Origin of the sequence: Streptomyces sp. NBC_00536 (assembly GCF_036346295.1) — a bacterium.
Lineage (GTDB): Bacteria > Actinomycetota > Actinomycetes > Streptomycetales > Streptomycetaceae > Streptomyces.
On the sequence record NZ_CP107819.1, the window covers coordinates 3,155,702 to 3,174,705 of the forward strand.

At 71.5% G+C, this 19,004-nt stretch carries 16 protein-coding genes, 1 tRNA gene and 1 pseudogene; 5 read left to right on the forward strand and 13 right to left on the reverse strand.

Annotated features, from left to right (window positions below; genetic code table 11):
• Positions 1-7 precede the first annotated feature (7 nt).
• The 3 genes from OHS33_RS13715 to OHS33_RS13725 all read left to right on the forward strand — a co-directional run bounded on the left by OHS33_RS13715 (position 8) and on the right by OHS33_RS13725 (position 2,255).
• Complete coding sequence (locus OHS33_RS13715; RefSeq protein ID WP_330330684.1) at positions 8-628, forward strand: ArsR/SmtB family transcription factor; 621 nt, start codon at positions 8-10, stop codon at positions 626-628.
• A gap of 101 nt (positions 629-729) precedes the next feature.
• Positions 730-966, forward strand: a complete 237-nt coding sequence (locus tag OHS33_RS13720; RefSeq protein ID WP_330330685.1) for a hypothetical protein — start codon at positions 730-732, stop codon at positions 964-966.
• The gene (locus tag OHS33_RS13725) at positions 963-2,255 is read left to right on the forward strand and encodes an MFS transporter (protein WP_330330686.1); all 1,293 of its coding nucleotides are present in this window, start codon (positions 963-965) and stop codon (positions 2,253-2,255) included. The genes OHS33_RS13720 and OHS33_RS13725 overlap by 4 nt, the downstream gene beginning before the upstream one ends.
• On the opposite strand, the gene OHS33_RS13730 is transcribed toward OHS33_RS13725, so the two are convergent.
• Positions 2,185-2,961: a S16 family serine protease gene (locus OHS33_RS13730; protein ID WP_330330687.1), complete on the reverse strand. Its 777-nt coding sequence runs from the start codon at positions 2,959-2,961 to the stop codon at positions 2,185-2,187. The genes OHS33_RS13725 and OHS33_RS13730 overlap by 71 nt on opposite strands.
• Positions 2,962-3,079: 118 nt before the next feature.
• Positions 3,080-3,721 (reverse strand): IclR family transcriptional regulator, encoded by a 642-nt coding sequence (locus tag OHS33_RS13735; protein WP_007264382.1) that lies wholly within the window; start codon positions 3,719-3,721, stop codon positions 3,080-3,082.
• Positions 3,722-4,088: 367 nt separating this feature from the next.
• Between OHS33_RS13735 and OHS33_RS13740 the strand changes: the two genes are divergently transcribed.
• Positions 4,089-5,108, forward strand: a complete 1,020-nt coding sequence (locus OHS33_RS13740; protein ID WP_330330688.1) for a hypothetical protein — start codon at positions 4,089-4,091, stop codon at positions 5,106-5,108.
• Positions 5,109-5,214: 106 nt separating this feature from the next.
• Here OHS33_RS13740 and OHS33_RS13745 read toward each other — a convergent pair whose 3' ends face one another.
• The 4 genes and pseudogenes from OHS33_RS13745 to OHS33_RS13760 all read right to left on the reverse strand — a co-directional run bounded on the left by OHS33_RS13745 (position 5,215) and on the right by OHS33_RS13760 (position 9,373).
• Positions 5,215-6,999, reverse strand: a complete 1,785-nt coding sequence (locus tag OHS33_RS13745) for a DEAD/DEAH box helicase (protein WP_330330689.1) — start codon at positions 6,997-6,999, stop codon at positions 5,215-5,217.
• A 151-nt stretch (positions 7,000-7,150) separates the two neighbouring features.
• Positions 7,151-7,578, reverse strand: a pseudogene (locus tag OHS33_RS13750) (type II toxin-antitoxin system death-on-curing family toxin).
• An 11-nt stretch (positions 7,579-7,589) separates the two neighbouring features.
• On the reverse strand, positions 7,590-7,790 hold the full coding sequence (locus OHS33_RS13755) for a hypothetical protein (protein ID WP_330330690.1): 201 nt from the start codon (positions 7,788-7,790) through the stop codon (positions 7,590-7,592).
• Positions 7,791-7,822: 32 nt separating this feature from the next.
• Positions 7,823-9,373 (reverse strand): MFS transporter, encoded by a 1,551-nt coding sequence (locus tag OHS33_RS13760; RefSeq protein WP_330330691.1) that lies wholly within the window; start codon positions 9,371-9,373, stop codon positions 7,823-7,825.
• Between the two features lie 186 nt (positions 9,374-9,559).
• Here OHS33_RS13760 and OHS33_RS13765 point away from each other — a divergent pair.
• Positions 9,560-9,631: transfer RNA gene (locus OHS33_RS13765), tRNA-Cys, on the forward strand.
• 102 nt (positions 9,632-9,733) lie between these two features.
• Here OHS33_RS13765 and OHS33_RS13770 read toward each other — a convergent pair.
• From OHS33_RS13770 to OHS33_RS13800, 7 genes are all read right to left on the reverse strand, one after another.
• Positions 9,734-10,252, reverse strand: coding sequence for a hypothetical protein (locus OHS33_RS13770; protein WP_330330692.1), 519 nt, complete (start codon positions 10,250-10,252; stop codon positions 9,734-9,736).
• Positions 10,253-10,449: 197 nt separating this feature from the next.
• Complete coding sequence (locus OHS33_RS13775; RefSeq protein WP_330330693.1) at positions 10,450-12,723, reverse strand: hypothetical protein; 2,274 nt, start codon at positions 12,721-12,723, stop codon at positions 10,450-10,452.
• A gap of 42 nt (positions 12,724-12,765) precedes the next feature.
• Positions 12,766-13,155, reverse strand: a complete 390-nt coding sequence (locus OHS33_RS13780; RefSeq protein ID WP_330330694.1) for a hypothetical protein — start codon at positions 13,153-13,155, stop codon at positions 12,766-12,768.
• A gap of 14 nt (positions 13,156-13,169) precedes the next feature.
• On the reverse strand, positions 13,170-14,279 hold the full coding sequence (gene mycP / locus OHS33_RS13785) for a type VII secretion-associated serine protease mycosin (protein WP_330330695.1): 1,110 nt from the start codon (positions 14,277-14,279) through the stop codon (positions 13,170-13,172).
• 111 nt (positions 14,280-14,390) lie between these two features.
• On the reverse strand, positions 14,391-15,872 hold the full coding sequence (locus OHS33_RS13790; RefSeq protein WP_330330696.1) for a hypothetical protein: 1,482 nt from the start codon (positions 15,870-15,872) through the stop codon (positions 14,391-14,393).
• Entirely contained in the window at positions 15,872-16,390 is a 519-nt protein-coding gene (locus OHS33_RS13795) for a hypothetical protein (RefSeq protein WP_330330697.1), read from the reverse strand. Before OHS33_RS13795 ends, OHS33_RS13790 begins: the two co-directional genes overlap by 1 nt.
• Before the next feature lie 176 nt (positions 16,391-16,566).
• Positions 16,567-18,843, reverse strand: coding sequence for a xanthine dehydrogenase family protein molybdopterin-binding subunit (locus tag OHS33_RS13800; protein WP_330335039.1), 2,277 nt, complete (start codon positions 18,841-18,843; stop codon positions 16,567-16,569).
• Positions 18,844-19,004: the final 161 nt, after the last annotated feature.

Here is a 19,004-nt window from a genome sequence, read left to right on the forward strand (position 1 = left end):
TTGGGGCATGCCCGAGAACGCCGAGCCCCAGCAGCCCACCGGACCCACACGACCCGACGGACCCTCACAGCCCAAGGTCCGCCACCTCGACGCCCACACCCTGCGCGGACTGGCCCACCCGCTGCGCATGCGACTGCTGGCCGCCCTGCGCCACAACGGCCCGGCCACCGCCTCCCAACTGGCCGAGCGGCTCGGCGAGTCCAGCGGCGCCACCAGCTACCACCTGCGCCAGCTCGCCGCCCACGGGTTCGTCGAGGACGCGCCCGAGCACGGCAAGGGGCGCGAGCGCTGGTGGCAGGCCGCCCATGAGGGCACGGCCTTCGACGAGACCCTGACGCGCGACGCCGACCCGGCCACCCGCAGCGCGGCGGAGGTGTTCCTGCACGAGATCGCGACCATCCACGCGCAGGAGATGAACACCTATCTCGGCAGCTCCCACACCTGGTCGACGGAGTGGCGCCAGGGCGCCGACCTCAGCGACTTCACGCTGCAACTGACCTCCGGTCAGGCGCACGAGCTGATCCACAAGATGCACGACCTGATCAACAGTTACCGGGACCTGGGGCCCGAGGAAGGGACCGAGACGGTCCGCTTCCACACCCATGTCTTCCCCCGCGCCTCCGGCTGATCCCGGCTCCCCGCACGACCCCGCACCACCGCACCACGACCTCAACGCACCACCCCCGGAAACCGGTTGATCTGCATCCTCCTACCGGAAAGAGTCCTGCCATGTACGCTTTCACGCCCGCCGAGACCCACGCCGTCCTGCACGCCGCCCGCACCGGCGAACTGACCGCGGCAGCCGCGGCAGCCGCGGCCGCCCCGGAGTACGACGCCGCACCCGCCCCGGCCGTGCGCACGCTGCTCGGCAAGGCGCTCGTCGCCGCCGGGACCCGGCTGCTCGACCACGGTCACCGTCACGGTCACGGCTACGGCCGCGGCCCCGCGCACCCGCACGCCGCATGAGCCGGCGCCCGTTCGCGGCCGTCCTGGCCGCCAACACCATCTCGATAGCCGGTAGTTCGCTCACCCTCATCGGTGTCCCGTGGTTCGTGCTCCAGACCACGGGCAGCGCCGGCCGGGCCGGGGTGGTGGCCTTCTGCGCCACCCTGCCCGTCATCGTGGCCGCCCTCGCCGGAGGGCCGGTCATCGACCGGATCGGCCGCCGCCGGGTCTCGGTCGCCTCCGACCTGATCTGCGCCCTCTCCGTCGGCGCCATCCCGCTGCTGCACTACGCGGGGGTGCTGGAGTTCTGGATGCTGTGCGCGCTGATGGCCGTCGGCGGTCTGGTGCACACCCCGGGGCTGACCGCCCGTGGCGTGCTGCTGCCCAATCTCGCCGAGCACGCGGGCACCACCGTCACGCGGGCCGCCGGGCTGTACGACGCGGTGTCGCGCGGGGCGCGGATGATCGGGGCCGCGCTGGCGGGCGTGCTCATCGCGTTCTTCGGGGCCGAGTCGGTCCTGCTGCTGGACGCGGCCACCTTCGGGGTCTCCGCGCTGCTGGTCGGCGCGTTCCTGCGCGGGATACCGGCGGCCGAACCGCAGGGCCGGGCCGCGACGGTGTCCCTGGCGGGGTACCGCGCCGAGCTGGGCGAGGGGTGGGCGTTCCTCCTCAAGTCCCGGCTGCTGCTGGGGATCACCTTCATGGTGATGCTGACGAACGGCATGGACCAGGCGTGGGGCGCCGTACTGCTGCCGGTGCACGGCCGCGAGGCGCTCGGCGGGGCCACCTCGATCGGCTTGCTGATCTCCCTCTTCGGCGGCTCCGCGCTGCTGGGCGCGCTGCTCTACGGCGCCTGGGGCGACCGGCTGCCCCGGCGGCTGGTGTTCGCGGTCGCCTTCATACTCTGCGGGGCTCCGCGCTATGTGATGGCGGGCCTCACCGACACCACCCTGCCGCTGGCCGTGACGATGGCGCTGTCCGGGCTCGGGGCGGGCGTGCTCAATCCGGTCCTCACCACGGTGATCTACGAGCACGTGCCGGAGGAGCTGCGCAGCCGGGTGGCGGGCGTGACCACGGCGGGCTGCGAACTGACCATGCCGCTGGGCGGTCTTGCCGCCGGTCTGCTGGTGGAGGGCTGGGGCGTGGGGACCACGCTGCTGCTGTTCGGCGGCGCCTATCTGCTGACGACCCTCGCCCCGCTGGTCTTCCCCGCCTGGCGGGCGATGGAGAAGCCGCCGCTCAGCAGGACGGAACCGGTTCCCCTCGGTTCAGCGACCGAAGACCGTTCACCGCTTCCGTCAGGGTCGTGACCGGGATCAGCCGGAGCCCCTCGGGGAGTTCGGACTTCGCGTCCGAGCACTCCGCCTTGGGGACCAGGAAGACGGTCGCGCCGTCCCGCGCGGCGGCCTGGGTCTTCAGTGCCACGCCACCGACCGCGCCGACCTCGCCGTCCGCGGTGATGGTGCCCGTACCGGCGATGTTCCGGCCGCCGGTGAGGTCGCCGCCCTTCCCGTCACCGTCGAGCTTGTCGACGATGCCGAGGGAGAAGAGCAGTCCGGCGCTCGGGCCGCCGACGTCCGCGAGGCTGAGTTCGACCTTCACGGTGTCGGGGCTCTTGTGGAGGAAGCCGAGCGCGGCCTGGGCGGCGGCCGACTGCGACTTGGTCATTTCCTCCATGTTGTGCGCGGTGATCTCCTTGTCGCTCCCGCCGGTCGGGTAGACCGCCTCCTTGGGCATGACCGCGCGGTCCGTCCGGAACCAGTTGTCGACCAGTTCGGGCAGGCTGACGGTGCTGGAGGGGCCGGTGGCGAGGATCGTGGTCATCCGCAGGTGGCCGCTCGTCTCCCGGGTCGGCGCGCCGGTGACGGTGATGACGGGCTTGCCGTCCTTCGCCCCGAGCACGTCGGTGGTGAGTCCCGGGCTCGCGAGGATGTACGGCAGGGGCGCGAGCGCGGCCACGGCGAACAGCCCGAGGACGGGCGCGGCGCAGACGGCCAGGGCGGCGGGACGCGACATGCGTGTGAGGCGAGAGAGCACCCGGCCAATCTAGTGCCACGGCAGGCAACGCGTGCCGGGCGCCGCGACGGGCGAACATTGCCTGACGCGGCACTAGCCGCCGGGCGCCCGCTCCGGATCAGCGCAGCGCGTCGGCGACCTCCCGGGCCGCGTCCACGACCCGCGGGCCGACCCGTTCGGGCACGGCGTCGGCGAGCATCACGACGCCGACGCTGCCCTCCAGGCCCGTGATGCCCACCAGGGGCGCTGCGGCGCCGCTGGCGCCCGCTTCCAGCTCCCCGTGGGTGAGGGTGTACCCGGGCTCGATCAAGGAGCCCTGACGGGCGGCCAGGATCGCCCGGCCGGCGGCCCCGCGGTCCAGCGGGTGGCGGAAGCCCGCCCGGTAGGCCACGTGGTAGTCGGTCCAGGTGGGCTCCACGACGGCGACGGCGAGCGCCTCGGTCCCGTCGACGAGGGTCAGGTGCGCGGTGGCCCCGATGTCCTCGGCGAGGGAACGCAGGGCGGGCAGGGCCGCCTCGCGCACGAGCGGGTGGACCTGACGTCCCAGCCGCAGTACGCCGAGGCCGACGCGGGCGCGGCCGCCGAGGTCACGGCGGACCAGGGCGTGCTGCTCCAGCGTGGCGAGGAGGCGGTAGACCACGGTGCGGTTGACACCGAGGCGGTTGGACAGCTCGGTGACGGTCAGACCGTGGTCGGTGTCGGCGAGCAGTTTGAGGACTCTGAGCCCTCTGTCGAGAGTCTGGGAGGTTTCCGCGGTCACGACGCCTCTCCCTCTTTCGGTGAGCGGCGGTGACTCTCGCGGGGTGGAGCGCTGCCGTATCCCTTCGGCGACGCACGGAGAGGCCGCCGGTACAGGCCATGGCACCGGCTGCGCTCCCGCGGCGGCACTGCCACGGGGCGTTCATTGCGGGGACAGTAGCGACCGGGTCCGCTCAGCGGAAGGGCTCGTCCAGAATCCGGGCGCCTGCTACCCGTATATGCCGATTCGATCCAGGCCCCTAGGCCAATTCGTGACCTACCCCGGCGTAAAAGTGGTTTAAGCAGCTATTAGTCTGAGCGCGTTCAAAACATGTTGGGGGTGGGGCCGGGCCAGACGCCCGGAGCCACACGGGAGGGAAAACACACCAATGAACCTGAAGCGCATGGCCGTCGTGGCCGCCGCTGCCGTGGTCGGTCCGACGGTCCTCATGGCCACGCCGGCGATGGCCGACGAGGTCAAGAACACCGCGGTCACGACCCCGGACACCGACATCACGAAGGACGACGCGGCGGCCCCGGCGCCGGCCGCCGACGCCAAGCCCGCCCCGGCCCCGGTCGTCCCGGTCACCCCGCCGGCCCCGGTCGTCCCGGTCACCCCGTCGGCCCCGGTCGTTCCGCCGGTCGCCAAGCCCGCCCCGGCCCCGGCCCCGGGTGACGAGGACGAGGTGGCCGCCCCCGGCCCGAAGCTGGGCCTGGTGGGCGTCCCGTCCTCCTTCAAGGCGGGCGACCCGTGGACCGGCTTCCACGTCGCCGTCAACAACGACGGCAAGGCCCAGAAGAGCTACGTCCTCGTCCTGGCCGTCGCCGACGAGCACAGCAAGCTGACGGCCAAGGACGTCCAGGTGCAGGTCCTGGCCAACGGCCACTGGGTGAACGCCGAGATCGTCTCCGAGGAGGGCACCCCCGTCGCCCTGCTGACGGACGACATCAGCCTCCCGAAGGGCGCCACGAACCTGCCCGTCCGCGTCCGCTTCGGCGCGAACGCCCCGGTCGGCGAGATCCTGTTCGCCGCCTCCGGTGGCAGCAACACCGAGCCCGACATGTGGTCGGACACGGTCATCGAGTACTCGAAGATCACCCGCGGCACCTCCGGCGGTGGCAACACCGGCGGCGACCACGGCAACGGCAACGGGAACACCGGTGGCAACACCAACAACCCGAAGCCCGACGGTGGCACCACCACCCCGGTCGTCGACCACAACACCGGCAACACGGGCACTGGCAACACGGGCACTGGGAACACCGGCAGCACCAACGCCGGTGGCCAGCTCGCCGAGACCGGCGCCGACGCCGCCACCTCCTGGGCCGTCGGTGGCGCGGGCGTGGCCCTCGCCATGGGCGCCGCCCTGGTCGCGGGCACCGGCCGCCGCCGTCGCCCCACCGCGTAACACCTCGCCCCAGGGCAACAGGAAGGGGTCCGTGCGCGTCACGCGCACGGACCCCTTCTCCGTGGCCCCTGAAGGGCTCACAGCCCCTGCGGGCTCGGGCGCCGGATCACCGCATCCGGGTGGCCCACTCCTGCACCTTCTTGATCCGCTCGCGCAGCTGCCCCGCCGTCGCCTCCGCGCTCGGCGGCCCCCCGCACACCCGCCGCAGCTCGGTGTGGATGACCCCGTGCGGCTTGCCGCTCTGGTGGACGTACGCGCCCACCATCGTGTTGAGCGACTTGCGCAGCTCCAGCAGCTCCTTGTGCGAAACGACGGGCCGCCGGTCGGCCGGCAGCTCCAGCAGGTCCGCCTCGGCGTCCGGCTTGCGCCGGCTGTGCGCGATCTGCCGGGCCTGGCGCTTGTGCAGCAGCAGTTGGACCTGGTCCGGCTCCAGCAGCCCCGGAATGCCCAGGTAGTCCTGCTCCTCCTCGCTGCCCGGGTGCGCCTGCATCCCGAACTCGGCGCCGTCGAAGAGCACCCGGTCGAAGACGGCGTCGGACTCCAGCGCCTCGAAGGACATCTGCTCCTCGTCGCCGGTGTCCTCGTCCTCCTGCCGGTTCGCCTCGTCCATCTCCTTCTCGGACTCGGCGTAGGGGTCTTCCTCCCCCTGCTTCTTCGGCTTGTCGAGGACGTGGTCGCGCTCGACCTCCATCTCGTTGGCGAAGCCGAGGAGATAGGGAATCGTGGGAAGGAACACGGAGGCGGTCTCGCCGCGCCTGCGCGAACGCACGAAACGTCCGACGGCCTGTGCGAAGAACAGCGGTGTGGAGATCGTCGTCGCGTACACGCCGACCGCGAGCCGCGGTACGTCGACGCCCTCGGACACCATCCGGACCGCGACCATCCAGCGGCTGTTGTCCTCGCTGAAGGTGTCGATCCGCTTCGAGGCGCCCGTGTCGTCGGAGAGGACCACGGTCGCCTTGGTCCCGGTGATCTCCCGGATCAGCTTCGCGTACGCCCGCGCCGAGTCCTGGTCGGCGGCGATCACCAGCCCGCCCGCGTCCGGGATGCCCTTCCTGACCTCGGTGAGCCGCTGGTCGGCGGCCCGCAGCACGTTCGGCATCCAGTCGCCGCGCGGGTCCAGCGCGGTGCGCCAGGCCTGCGAGATGGCGTCCTTGGTCATCGGCTCGCCGAGCCGGGCGGCGATCTCGTCGCCCGCCTTGGTGCGCCAGCGCATGTTGCCGCTGTAGGACATGAAGATCACGGGCCGGACGACGCCGTCGGCGAGCGCGTTGCCGTAGCCGTAGGTGTAGTCGGCGGAGGAACGCCGGATCCCGTCGTTCCCCTCCTCGTACGTCACGAAGGGGATCGGGTTCGTGTCGGAGCGGAACGGCGTACCGGTCAGCGCGAGCCGCCGGGTCGCCGGGTCGAAGGCCTCCAGGCACGCCTCGCCCCAGGACTTCGAGTCACCGGCGTGGTGGATCTCGTCGAGGATCACGAGGGTCTTGCGCTGCTCGCACCGGTTGCGGTGCAGCATCGGCCGTACGCCGACACCCGCGTAGGTGACGGCGACCCCGTGGTAGTCCTTGCTGAGCGGGCCCGCCGAGTAGTCGGGGTCGAGCCGGATCCCTATCCGGGCCGCGGCCTCCGCCCACTGCTTCTTCAGGTGCTCGGTGGGCGCGACGACGGTCACCTGCTGCACCACGTGGTGGTGGAGCAGCCAGGAGGCCAGGGTCAGCGCGAAGGTGGTCTTTCCCGCGCCGGGGGTCGCGACGGCCATGAAGTCGCGCGGCTGGGTTTCGAGGTATCGGGTGAGCGCACCCTCCTGCCAGGCACGCAGCTTGCTGGCGGTGCCCCACGGCGCGCGGCCGGGGAAGGCGGGTGAGAGGTGGTGGGAGGCGGTAGTAGTCACGGTCTCCGGTTCGGGCTCTCGGCGGCGTATCCACTACGGGCAGCGGTACGGTCGGCAGGCGGTCGTACGTAGGACAACCGTGCCACCTTACCGGCCCCCGCCGGAGCCCGCGGGAGGGACAGGCCCGTGACCTCGGCGGGTGCGGCGAGCGTCACACCGGCTCGGCGAGCGAGCGGAGCCGGCCCGCGATCCGCCCGATGTCCCCCTCCGCGCCGGACGCCACGTCGATGACCAGGCGGTACGCGCTCTCCTGGTCGGCGTCGGCGAGATCGACCCCGTTCACGGCGAGGAAGGTGGCCGCGGCGAGCCAGGCGGTCCGCTTGTTCCCGTCGACCAGGGGGTGGTTCGCGGCGATCCCGTGGAGCAGCGCGGCGGCCTGCTCGTACGGGTCCCCGTAGGCCGGAATCCCGAACGCCCCCAGCTACCGCTGGGAGGTGCCCCCGGGGCCCGCGGCCGGTGCACGGCGGACTCCAGCAGCCCGGGGGCGCGCAGTTCCACGGGCTGGTCCCGGGCCAGGCAGGCGTGCCGGGCCAGGTCGGTGACCTCGGCGAGCGTGAGGTGGCGGACGGTCGTCCTCATGGGGTTCGCACTCATGCGCCGAGCCGCTTCAACAGCGGGGCGTGGCGCGCGGCCAGGCGCCCGGCGGCTTCGCCCACCCGGTCTCGCTCCCGGCGCAGGTGGTCCCGTACCGCCTCCAGCGCGCACTCCTCGGGCGTACGGCCGCACGCGTCGGCCAGGTCGGCCAGCTCGCCGCGCTCCGCGTCGGAGAGGCCGATGATCAGCTCGTTCATGCGCGGAGCGTAGCGGGGATCGCCGCCGGGCCTCAGCCGGTTTTCGCGGCCGCGGCCGACGGGGCTGACGGGGGCGGGTCGAGGCGGGTGGAGACCCAGGCGCCCACCAGCGCGACGCAGGCCATCGGCAGGAAGACGGCCACGAAGGCCCCCGGGTGGGAGGCACCGGACCCGGCGGCCCCGGTCACCGCGTGCGCGGCCCCCACCGCTCCCCCGCCCAGCGCGGCGAAGGCGGCCCCGCCGAGGGCGAGGAGCACCACGTTGGCGAGGGCGTCGGAGATCTGCAGCGCGGCCGAGTTGGCGCCCGCCTCCTCCGGCGGCGACAGCCGGAGCAGCAGCACACTGGTCGGACCGATCACCAGGCCCATGCCGAGGCAGCCCAGGCCCCAGACGAGGGCCAGCGTCCAGACGGGCACCCAGTCGATCAGCACGGCGGGCGCGGCCGCGATGGAGAACGCCACCATCAGCATCCCGGCCACCATCAGCCGCTCCCGGTACGGCACGACCCGCGCCTTGGACTGCACCCAGGAACCCAGCGCCCAGGTGGCCCCGCCGAGGGCCAGCGAGAACCCGGCCAGCGTCGGGCTCAGCCCGCGCTGGGTCACCAGCATCAGCGGCAGGAAGCTTTCCGCACCGATGAACGCGCCGCCCGCCAGCCCGCGCAGCAGCACCACGGCGGGCAGCCCGCGCCGGGCCAGGTACGTCCCGCGCGGCATCAGCCCCCGCACGGCCGGCACGAGCAGCAGGGCGCCCGCCAGCGCGGGCACGACCGACAACCACCGCAGGTCCTGCGCGGCGTACTGGAGCAGCCCGGCGCCCAGCGAGATCCCGAAGGCGAACCGGATCCGGCGCCGGTCGAAGGGCCGCGGGGCGGCGCCCTCGTCCCCCTCGTCCCCCTTGTCGACGGGGCCGCCCGCGGTCCGCCGGATCTCCGGCAGCGCGACGAGCAGCGGGACGACCACCATGGCCGGGATCCCGAGGAAGACCCAGCGCCAGCCGAGGTGCTCGGTGACCGTTCCGGAGATCAGCGGCCCGACGATGGAGGGCACGACCCAGCCGGCGGCGAAGGCCGCCATGATCGCGGGGCGCAGCCGTTCGTCGTAGGCCCGGCCGACCACCACGTAGAGCGCGACGATCACCAGCCCGCCGCCGAATCCCTGCACCGCCCGGCCGAGGACGAACAGCCACATCGAGGCGGCCGTCCCCGAGAACACCAGCCCGGCCGCGAACGCCCCGATCCCGCTGGTGAGCGCGCCGAGCGGGCCGCTGCGGTCGGACCACTGGCCGGCCAGGACCATGCCGAAGAGGCTGGTGGTGAAGTAGGAGGAGAAGGCGAAGGCGTAGAGCGCGATCCCGTCGAGTTCACGGGCGGCGACGGGCATGGCCGTACCGACGGCGGTGGCCTCGAAGGCGATGATGAAGATGACCGAGATGATCCCGATGCTGAGCGTCCGGTGCGCCGCGCCCATGATCCCGCCGCCGGAGGCCTGCGCCCGACCGGCGGCAGCCGCGTCGGCGGCAGCAGTCTCAGGCATCTCGGGTATCTCGGGTATCTCGGGGGCACGGGGTTCGAGGGCGCTCATCGCCCCAGAGTAAGGGGCATATCCGGCCTTCGTCCCTGTCATTACGACCGATATTCGCCTCCGCCCCAAGCCCTAGGCCGCCCGTCCCGCGGCCCGGTTGTGAACGGGGCATGGCAGTCGCATTGCACCCGCCCCGATCCCCTTCCCCCCGCTCCGCCCGCCCTCGTACGGTCGTCTCACCACCACAGCCGTGTGCCCGAGTGGTTGAGGGACTCGCCTGCAAAGCGAGTTACGCCGGTTCGATTCCGGTCACGGCTTCTGAGCAGGTGCAGGACGACGGAAGGGCGGCGCCCCGGGTGGGGGCGCCGCCCTCACCCCGTCCGAACCAGTCCCGTTCGGAACCGGCCTGGCCCTGCCACGTCAGCCGGGCAGGCTGCCGCCGCCCTCACAGCCCAACTCCTTCGCCACGGCGCGCGCGGCGGAGTACGCGACGGCGAGGTAGTCCTTCGCGAGCGCGGCGTCCCCGGCGCTGCCGCTCCACTGGTCCTTGAAAACGGCGGTGATCCGCAAGGGAACATCGCGGGTGGAGCCGACGCGCGAGCTGACGCAGTCGAAGGCCACTCCCCGTTCCTTCTCGCCACGAGACTCTCGGACGCCCGTCTGCATGCCGCCCGGCTGGTCCGCGTGGCGGCTGTCGGCGGACAGCCAGATCTCCGCCGACCTGTTCGTGCCCACCCTCCCCGTCACTGTGCACGGTGCCACGGGCGTCTCCCGGACCTTGGGGCCCGCTCGGTAGGCACCTTCCAGGGCCTTGCCCATGGCCGCGACACCGACGGCCTGCTGGGCGTCCCGGATCAGGTTCGACGACTGCACCACACGTTCGAGCGCCTCGCCGCCCGCTGCGTCGAGCAGGCCGGGACAGGCTTCCCCCACCGCCACGGTCGGATACTTCGCGGAGGCGGAAGCCCGCGGTGAAGCGGACTCGTCCGGCGCAGGATCCGCCGCCCCGCATCCCGCGGTCAACCCCGCCACCACCGCGAGCCCCGCGACGCTCCCTGCACGCGTTCGTCCCCGCACCATCCCTCTGCCCTCTTTCCCTGCTGCGGCGGCGAGGCCGCCGTCACCCGGCAGGACGTCTAGGACGAACCGGCGGCCGTCGCCACCAGGTCCCTTCCGACCGAGTGGGCAACCTTGCTCTCCTTCGAGGCCGATCCGGCCAGCACCCCGATGTATGCCTCCGATAGACCGGAGCCCTGCGCCGCGTGGGTCACCGCACCCGCCACGGCATCGCTGGTCCGCCGCTCGGCGTCCGCGTAGAGCTGGGACACCTTGTGCTGGGTCGCGGCGGTCTTGTCCTCGCCAGTCTTCTCCGCCGCCTCGGTGTAGTGCTCGGTGACGTCCTCCTGGACCCATCCGACGACATCACCAGCGAGCGGTACGAGTTCCAGGTATTTTCCTCCGGCCGCGCTGATGCCCCGGTTGATCCATTTGGCCTGGTCCTCGACGCCCTTGGCGTACTCCTCGTTGCTGTGGGCGGTCGTCGCATGCAGGTTCTCGGCTCGGGCCTCGGTCATCATGCCCGCGATCTGGCCACCCGGGTGGACGGCATTCTCGATGGCCCCGTCGAGGTTTTGGCCGTAGTCGGCTCGATGGACGATGACGTCGTTGACGAGGACCCCGGTGAAGGCCTGATTGGCGTTGGTGATCGCACCGTACGCTTCCGGGTCCTGCGCCACCGCTCCCAGGAAACGCGCCACATCCGATTTGTTGAAATCGGCCATCACGCCGGTGACCTTGATCTGCTTGCCACCGTTCTCCGCCGCCGCCTGGATGTCCGGCATGTACTCGGCGGTCATCTGGCCGAAGTGACCCGACAGGCCGTTCAGGGGGCCGTCCTCGTAGACCAGCTGCGGCTTGTCGCCGATCTTCTCGACGACCCGCTCCATGATGTCGGCCATGCCCTTGGTGTGCGGGACCGGCTTCGCGTCCTCGTCACCGGCCACCCGGCCGGAGACGGCCGCTTCCAGGGCGCCGCCCACGGCCTCCTGCGCTGGGTGGAGCTCGCCGATCCGCGTCGTGTCGAAGTCATCCACATACGGCTGCTTGTCGAGCATGTAGTCGACCATGCCCTGCGCCTTGCCGTGCTGCCCACTGACCACCTTGTCGGCCGTCGTCACGATGCCGTCGCCGTTGGTGTCCTGGCGGACCGGTTCATTGAAGAAGGCCGTCGCCGCGTCCGGGTTGTTGCCGAGGGCCTCCATCAGGCCCGTCAGCGGGTAGAAGCCCCGGCTGCCGTCGGCTCCGTGGTTGAGGATGACGTTCGGGTCCATCAGGGAGGTGTGCTCCCAGATCTTCGGGTTCTGGTTGTCCATCGCGACCATGTCGCGGCCGACCGAGGTGAGGAAGTCCTTGTCGTACGTGCCCTCGCGCAGCAGCGAGCCGAGCGCCTGGTACCCGTACACCTTCTGCAACAGCCCCACGTCCAGCTGCTTGCGGCCCGCCTTCATCAGCTGGGTCGTCCACGCCGCGTCGAGGTGGTTCGGTACGTCCTTGTGCGTGGCCAGGCCGAGCATCGCGCCCAGGTCGCTCTGGATGTTGCCGACCATGGCGGTGCGGTCCGCGCCCGCCGGGCCGAGCCTGCTGGAGTCCAGGGACATCTCCGCGTACATCTGGAGCGTGGCCTCGGGGCCCACCTTGCGGTAGAAGCCCGTGGCGAACTCGGGGTCGTCGCGGTTGTCGTCGAGCAGGTCCTCCAGCTCGCGCAGCGCGGCGACGTTGCGGGCGGTACCGCCCTCGCCGGTCACCTTCTTCATCAACTCGGCTGCCCGGTCCACCTGTTCGGCGTCCAGGGTCGTGTACTTCGGTGTCGTGAAGTTGTGGTCGTCCGTGATGTTGGCCTGGAGCACCCGGGCCAGCGAGTCGTCGGCGTCCGCGCAGTCCTCGACCGCGCGGTCGACGCGCGCCTGCCACGCGTCGTGGTGCTCACGCACCAGCTGCTGGTAATCCGGGTCGTGCTGGGCGGCGTACCGCTCCTTGGCGTCCGCGATCGGTACGGGCGTCACGCGCCCCGTGGCGTCGACCTGGAACCCGGCCGCCGGGGCCTCCACGTCGACGATCTTCTTGAGCTGGTCCCGGGCCGCCGTGAAGGTGGCGTGGCCGTCGGATAAGGCGAGGTGGACGCCTTCGGCCTCCTTGGCCGCGTCGTCGAACTCCTTCGCGGTCTTGGCCACGAAGGGTTTCGTCACGTCCGCGTTGACGCCCTTCCAGTCGGCCTTGTCCGCCTTGGCCCGCATCCCGGTACGGGCCGACTCGGCCAGCTCCGTCAGCTTCTTGGCCATCGCACCCCAGTCCTGGACCGCGGTCTGGAGCTGCTCCAGCGGGGCGTTCATCACGTTCTCGAACGTCAGCACGTGCCCACGTCGCCTTCCTACGGGTCTACGGGTCTACGGGCCCTACTTGAGGTATTCGCTGACCTTCGAGGCGGAGAGCGTGGCCACGAGGTCCGCCTCCTCGTTGGCATGGGAGGCCACGGTGTGGTCGAGGTGGTTGGAGATGTTCGCGCAGGCCGCGACGAGCACCTTCAGCTGGCAACTCCAGCGGTCGTGCACCTTGAGCAGGGCCGCGCCGCTGGTGAAGTTCCGGTTGGTGAGCGCGATGGACGCCTCGAAGGTCGCCGCGCGGGCGTGGTCGCCGTCGCGCGAGAGCCGTTCGTGCAGGACGTACGCGTCACTGCCGACCGCGCCGAGATCGTCATTGGCGATGCTCAGGTCCGCCCCGGCGGCGGGGACGTGGTTGAGGCGCACGGAGGCGCGTGCGGAGGACCATTCTTGTTCGAAGGACATCCGGTCGGGTGCTCCTACGGTCGGTTGGTGCGGCGTACGACGACTGCGGTGACGGCGCCACCTATCAGCAGGCACGCACCCAGCCCGATGGCGATCCACGTCACCGCCCCGAAACCGCTGTCCGCTTCCTTGGCCTGGGGGGCCGGGGTGGCCTTCCCGCCGGGCGTCTTGCCGTCCGCGGAAGCCGAGGGGGCGGCGGAGGCCGAGCCGCCCTTGCCCTTCGCCTCGGCGGCGGCCAGGTCGGGCAACGGGTACACGTTGGCCGCACCGGGGTCACCGGGCGTGGCGAGGGCGATCCGCGGGCGGACCACGCCGTAGCCGATGAAGTCGTTGCGCTCGGCGCCGTCGCGGGGCTTGCCGGAGGTGTTGAGCATGACCCTGAGGACCTGGTTGTTGGTCCAGTCGGGGTGAGCGGACCAGATGAGGGCGGCGGAGGCGGAGGTCAGGGCTGTGGCGTCACTGGTGCCGTGGGACTTGCAGAGACCGGTCTTGTCGGTGCACGCCGAGACGATGTCTACGCCGGGAGCCGACAAGTCGACCTGTTGACCGTGCTGCGATTCCTTCGTGGCTTCAGCATTCCTGTCGATTGCAGCCACACCCACGACTCCAGGTGTTGCCGCTGGGTACAGAACCTCATTGGCCTGGTCGCCTTCGTTTCCGACACCGGCGAAGATCAGCTTTCCTCTGCCCAAGGCATACTTGACTGCCTCGGTCAGTTCGGGTGACCCGCCGACGCCAACCATGGAAATGTTCACGATCTTGGCTTCCGAATCCGCGGCGAATCGAATGCCCTTGACGAAGCCTTCGTCCTGAGCTTCCCCGCCACCGCCCTCCGAGATACGAATCGGGAGAATCTTGGCGCCGGGTGCGAGGCCGTAGGACCCATCACCACCGGGGCCCTTTCCCGTGCCAGCGATCATGGCAGCCATCGTGGTGCCATGACCGTTGTAGTCATCACGTTCATCGCCCTTGGAGAGACGGGCGTAGTTGACTCCGGGCAGCACCTGCCCAGCCAACTCAGGAACATCACCGACACCACTGTCGATCACGGCAACGGTGATGCCCTTACCCGTGCTGCTCTTCCACATCTCGTCGGCCTTCATGGAATCGAGATGCCATTGCATGGACCTGATGGTCTCCGCGTGGGCCGGAGTCGCGGCGACTCCGGCCAACAGGAGGCCCATCAGGACCGACGTAGCTTTTCGCATGCGCATCTCGTGCAGTGTCCCGTTCGCTCAGTCGATCACCGGCGGGACAACACGACGGTTGCCCTGCCAGGTCTCTTCGTCCTCGGCCAGGTAATCCGGGCGCTCGCCCGACTGGTCGCCGCGCTTCTTTCCACCCGTACGAGCACCCGCGCCACCGTGGCCCATGGCACCGCCGGCGGCGCCACCGCCCTGGTTGCGCACGAGCCCCGAACCGCCCTGCGTGAACGGCTTTCCGCCCGTGGTCGAACGGCCACCCGCACCAGGCTGGCGGCCACCGACCACACCACCCGGCTCACTGGCCAGCCGGCGCCCGGTGGCCGAGCCACCCTGGCCGCCCGCGCCGCCCATCCCACCGGCACCGCCCATGCCACCGGCCATACCGCGTCCGGCCTGGCCACCCTCATTGCCGATGACCGTGCCGCGCGGGATCGAGGACTTGGGGCCGTTGGCGGAGACCGGACGGCCACCCGTGATGCCGGTGTCGCGCGGAGGCAGTCCCGCGACACCGCCGACCTTGCCGCCGGGAGCAGAGGTGTTCGGGAAGCCGCCAGGAACGCCGCCGATGGGCGAACGACCGCCGATGCCGCCACCGGGCGTCTTCATCCCGCCGATCGGCGGAAGCGGAAGGGGCGGGATGGAACCGGTCGGACCAACACCATTGGGTCCGCCCGGCCCGACGCCGGTGGGCGTCCCCGGAAGCTGGGTGACCGGCTTGTCCGGCAGGGTCCCGACCGTGTTCAGGTCCACGTTCACGTTGCGGTCAGGGACGCTCGGTACGTGCGTCTGCCCCGGAGCAGGCCCTGTCGTCGTGGGCTGCCCGGTGTCGTGTGACGTCTGCTGTGACGGGGTGTGGGACACAGTGTCGGAGGAGCTGGCGTCACGCGATGCCGGGCCAGCGGTCTTATCGCCCACACTCTGACGCGCACCACCATCAGCACCAGGGCGTTCGATCCCAGAACGCTGCCCGACGTCACTCTTCGGCACGAACCTCCCCGGCGGCGGCGGAAACGTAGGCGGCACCGCCGCGTTCATCTGCGTCGTCGACATCTCGTACGACTGCGCCAGCCTCGTCATCTGCTGGACCGCCTCGTGGTGGTCCCCGTTGAGCTTGGAGAAGGCCTTCTGGCCGACCTCCCGCGAGTCCGGGTCGTTGTGGAACTCCCTCGCCGCCTGGAGGTTGTCCGCCGCCGCCGTGTCGTACTTCGGCATGCTCGCCTTGACCTGGACGATCGTCGTGGCCGCCTCGATCATCCACTTGCCGCCGACCGTGCTGTACTCCCCCAGCTTCAGCGTCGCGTTGCCCGCGGTGTTGACCCACTCCTCGAAGTCTCGGGCGGCTTGGCCCTCCCAGCCCTCCACGCGGTAGTTCTTGAGGTCGTTGCCGATCTTCGTGATCGTGGTCGCGGCCTCCTGCAGCAGCTGGCCGCGCGACTTCACCGTGTCCGCGTTGACCGGTGCGAGCATCGCCAGGAGTTCCTGGTGCGAGTGGCCCTCGAAATTGGTCGCCATTACATTTCACCCCCGTTGCCCGGGTGGCTCTTCGCCGCCGCCGCGGCCTGGTCGGCCGCCGCCTTCTGCGTGTCCAGCTTCGGGTCGTACCAGCCCTGGGCTTCGGTGTTCAGCCTCCGCATGCGCTGCTTGATCTCTTCGTCCATGTTCTGGTAGCTGACGCTCGAGGCCTGTACCGCGATGCCGAGTGCCTCGATCTGTACTCCCAGCGCCTTGGAAAGCTTCTCCAGCTCGGTACGGACCTTGTCGTACGCCGTGTAGAGGCCGTCCGCCTCGGGGAAGCCGTGGCCGAGGTCGGTCTTGCCCAGGGTGCCGTCCGCGATCTTGCCGTGGTCTGCCTGGGAGCCCTTCAGCTGCTCAAGGAGCGCGTCCACCCGCTGCTTGTACTTGGTCATCGGCTCGTGTTCGACGAACAGCGCCGGCATCTGGGCGGCGATCATCACCTGGTTCGCCACGACCGCCGCCGGTCCCAGGAACGGGATCGCCGCGATCACACTCTTGTCCACGTCCTCTGCCACGATGGCCTCCCCGACTCCCCGTATCCCCGTTGTCCCCGTGATTCCCCGTCAGTACGGCGTTTCCACCGCACCCCGTCCCCGAACTTCGCGCGCGTACGCAGACGTACAGATCACTCTAGCGACCGCCACCGACAAGCCCCAAGTCCGATGTTGCAGGTGCAATGTGGGTCACACGGTCACGAGTTGGGCGCCGCGACCGCCGCCGATGGCCGGATCGGGAGCCTGTTGACCGGGCGGCCCGTCGCCGCGCGCACCGCCGAGGCCACCGCCGCCGGGGCCGTCACCACCGGGACCGCACTCGCAGCCTTCGCGCCGAAGGGCGCCACGACGTCCCGTTCCTCGACCAGTTTCACGATCCGCACGGTCGGCGCGTCCAGCGCCGTCGGCAGCGCGTAGCCCGTCAGGTCGGGGTGGCGGATGAGGCCCGCCGCCGAGCGGAGGTTCTCCGTCAGGGCCGCGCCGACGCCCTGGGTGACGCCCGCTTCGATACGGGCTTCCAGCTGGCGGGGGTTGAGGATCCGGCCGACGTCCTGGGCCACGGCCAGCTCGACCACGCGCACCGAGCCGAGTTCGATGTCCACGTCGACCACCGCGCGGATCGCGCAGAACGCGAGCCCCACGAAGGCGTCGCCCTGCCCGTCCGCGTCCAGCGGTTCGGTCGGGTGGGGTCGGCACTGGGCCGTCGCCCAGAGTTCCTTGCCCGCCATGGCCTCCGCGACGGTGGTGGAGAACGCGCCGTCGTACGACGTGATCCGGCCATCCGTGATCTGGAGCAGCTCGGTGGACATGCCGAGCTTGTGGGCCATCGGCTGGAGCAGCTGCGTACGGACCATCTTGGCCGCCCGCTCCACCGCCCCGCCCGACACCCACGTGTGGCGGCCGTGCGCCGACGCGCCCGCGGGCGGCTGGTCCGTGTCGACCGGGGCCGTCACCACCTCGTCCACGCCCAGCACTTCCTGGACGATCTGCCGGGCGAGCGTGGCGAAGCCCTGTCCGGTGTCGACGGCCGCGCAGATCACCGTCGCGACGCCGTCCTGCACCTTCACGGTGGCCGTGGACACCTCGTCGGTGCCCTCCGCGCCGAGCATGTGCACCATGCCCACGCCGTACCCGACGCCGCGCCGCACCGCGCCCGGTTCGCCCGCGCCCTCGGGGCCGCCGGGCAGCAGCCACTCCTCCTCCGGCGTGTCCTTGGGCAGCGAGGGGAGTTCGAAGTCGCGCACCGCGCGCAGCAGTTCGGCCACCGGCGCCGGGCAGGTGACGGTCTGTCCGGTGGGGAGCAGGTCGCCGGTCGCCAGGACGTTGCGCATGCGCAGCTCGGCGCCGTCGATGCCCAGGGCCGCCGCCAGCTTGTCCATCTGGCCCTCGTACGCCGCGCACACCTGCATGGCGCCCTCGCCGCGGACGTGGCCCGACGGCGGGTTGTTGGTGCGCACGGCCCAGCCCTCGACGAAGGCGTGCGGGACGACGTACGGACCGCACGCGAAGGCGACGGCCGCGGCCAGCGACTCCGCCGAGGAGTCGGCGTAGGCCCCCGCGTCCATCAGGATCTGGGCCTCCACCTTGACCAGCCGGCCCTCCGCGTCCGCGTGGTGGCGGTAGCGCAGCAGGGTCGGGTGGCGGTGGGCGTGCCCGAGGAAGGACTCCTCGCGGGTGGCGGCCAGTTTGACGGGGCAGCCGGTGCGCAGCGCGAGCAGGCCCAGCGGCAGCTGGAAGGCGGGGTCCTCTCGGTCGGCGGTCGCGCCCGGGACGCCGGTGACGACGACCTTGACCCGGTCGGGTTCGAGGCCGAAGCAGGCGGCCGCGAGGTCGCGGTCGGTGTGCGGGTCGGTGGAGGCGGTGTAGATCTCGACGCCGCCGTCGGGGCGCGGCACGGCGAGCCCGGCCTCGGCGCCGATGGGGGCGGGGTCCTGGCGGCCGATCCGGTACAGGCCTTCGACGACGACGTCGCCGACGGCCTCCGGGTCGCCGTAGCGGAGCGGGATGTGCCGGATCAGGTTGCCGTCGGGGTGCAGCGGCGGCGCGCCGAAGGAGTGTTCGGGGTCGGTGACCGCGTCCAGCAGCTCGTACTCGACCGCGATCGCGGCGGCGGCCAGCCGGGCCGTGTCCGGGTGGTCGGCGGCCACGGCGGCGATGGCTTCGCCGTGGTGGCGGACGAGGTCGTGGGCGAAGACCGGGCGGTCGGCGATGCGGCGGCCGTGGGTGGTGGCGCCGGGGACGTCGGCGTGGGTGACCACGGCCCGGACGCCCGGCATCTCCGCGGCGGCCGAGGTGTCGATGGAGCGGATCCGGGCGTGGGCGTGCGGGGAGCGCAGTACGGCGGCCCAGAGCAGGCCTTCGGCCCACAGGTCGGCGGCGTAGGGGAAGGTGCCCTCGGACTTGGCGCGCGAGTCCGCGGCGGGGACGGACGCGCCGATTCCGCGCAGCACCTCGGGCTCGGCGGCCTCGGCCATCGCCGTGACGGAGAACGATCCGGTGGCGGGCCCCGTTCCCAGGGTCCCCGCTCCCAAGGTCCCCGTTCCCAGGGTTCCTGCTCCCAGGGTTCCCGCTCCCAAGGTCCCCGTTCCCACGGCGCCCGGTCCCACGGCCCCAGGCCCGGCCCCCGGTCCGGCCC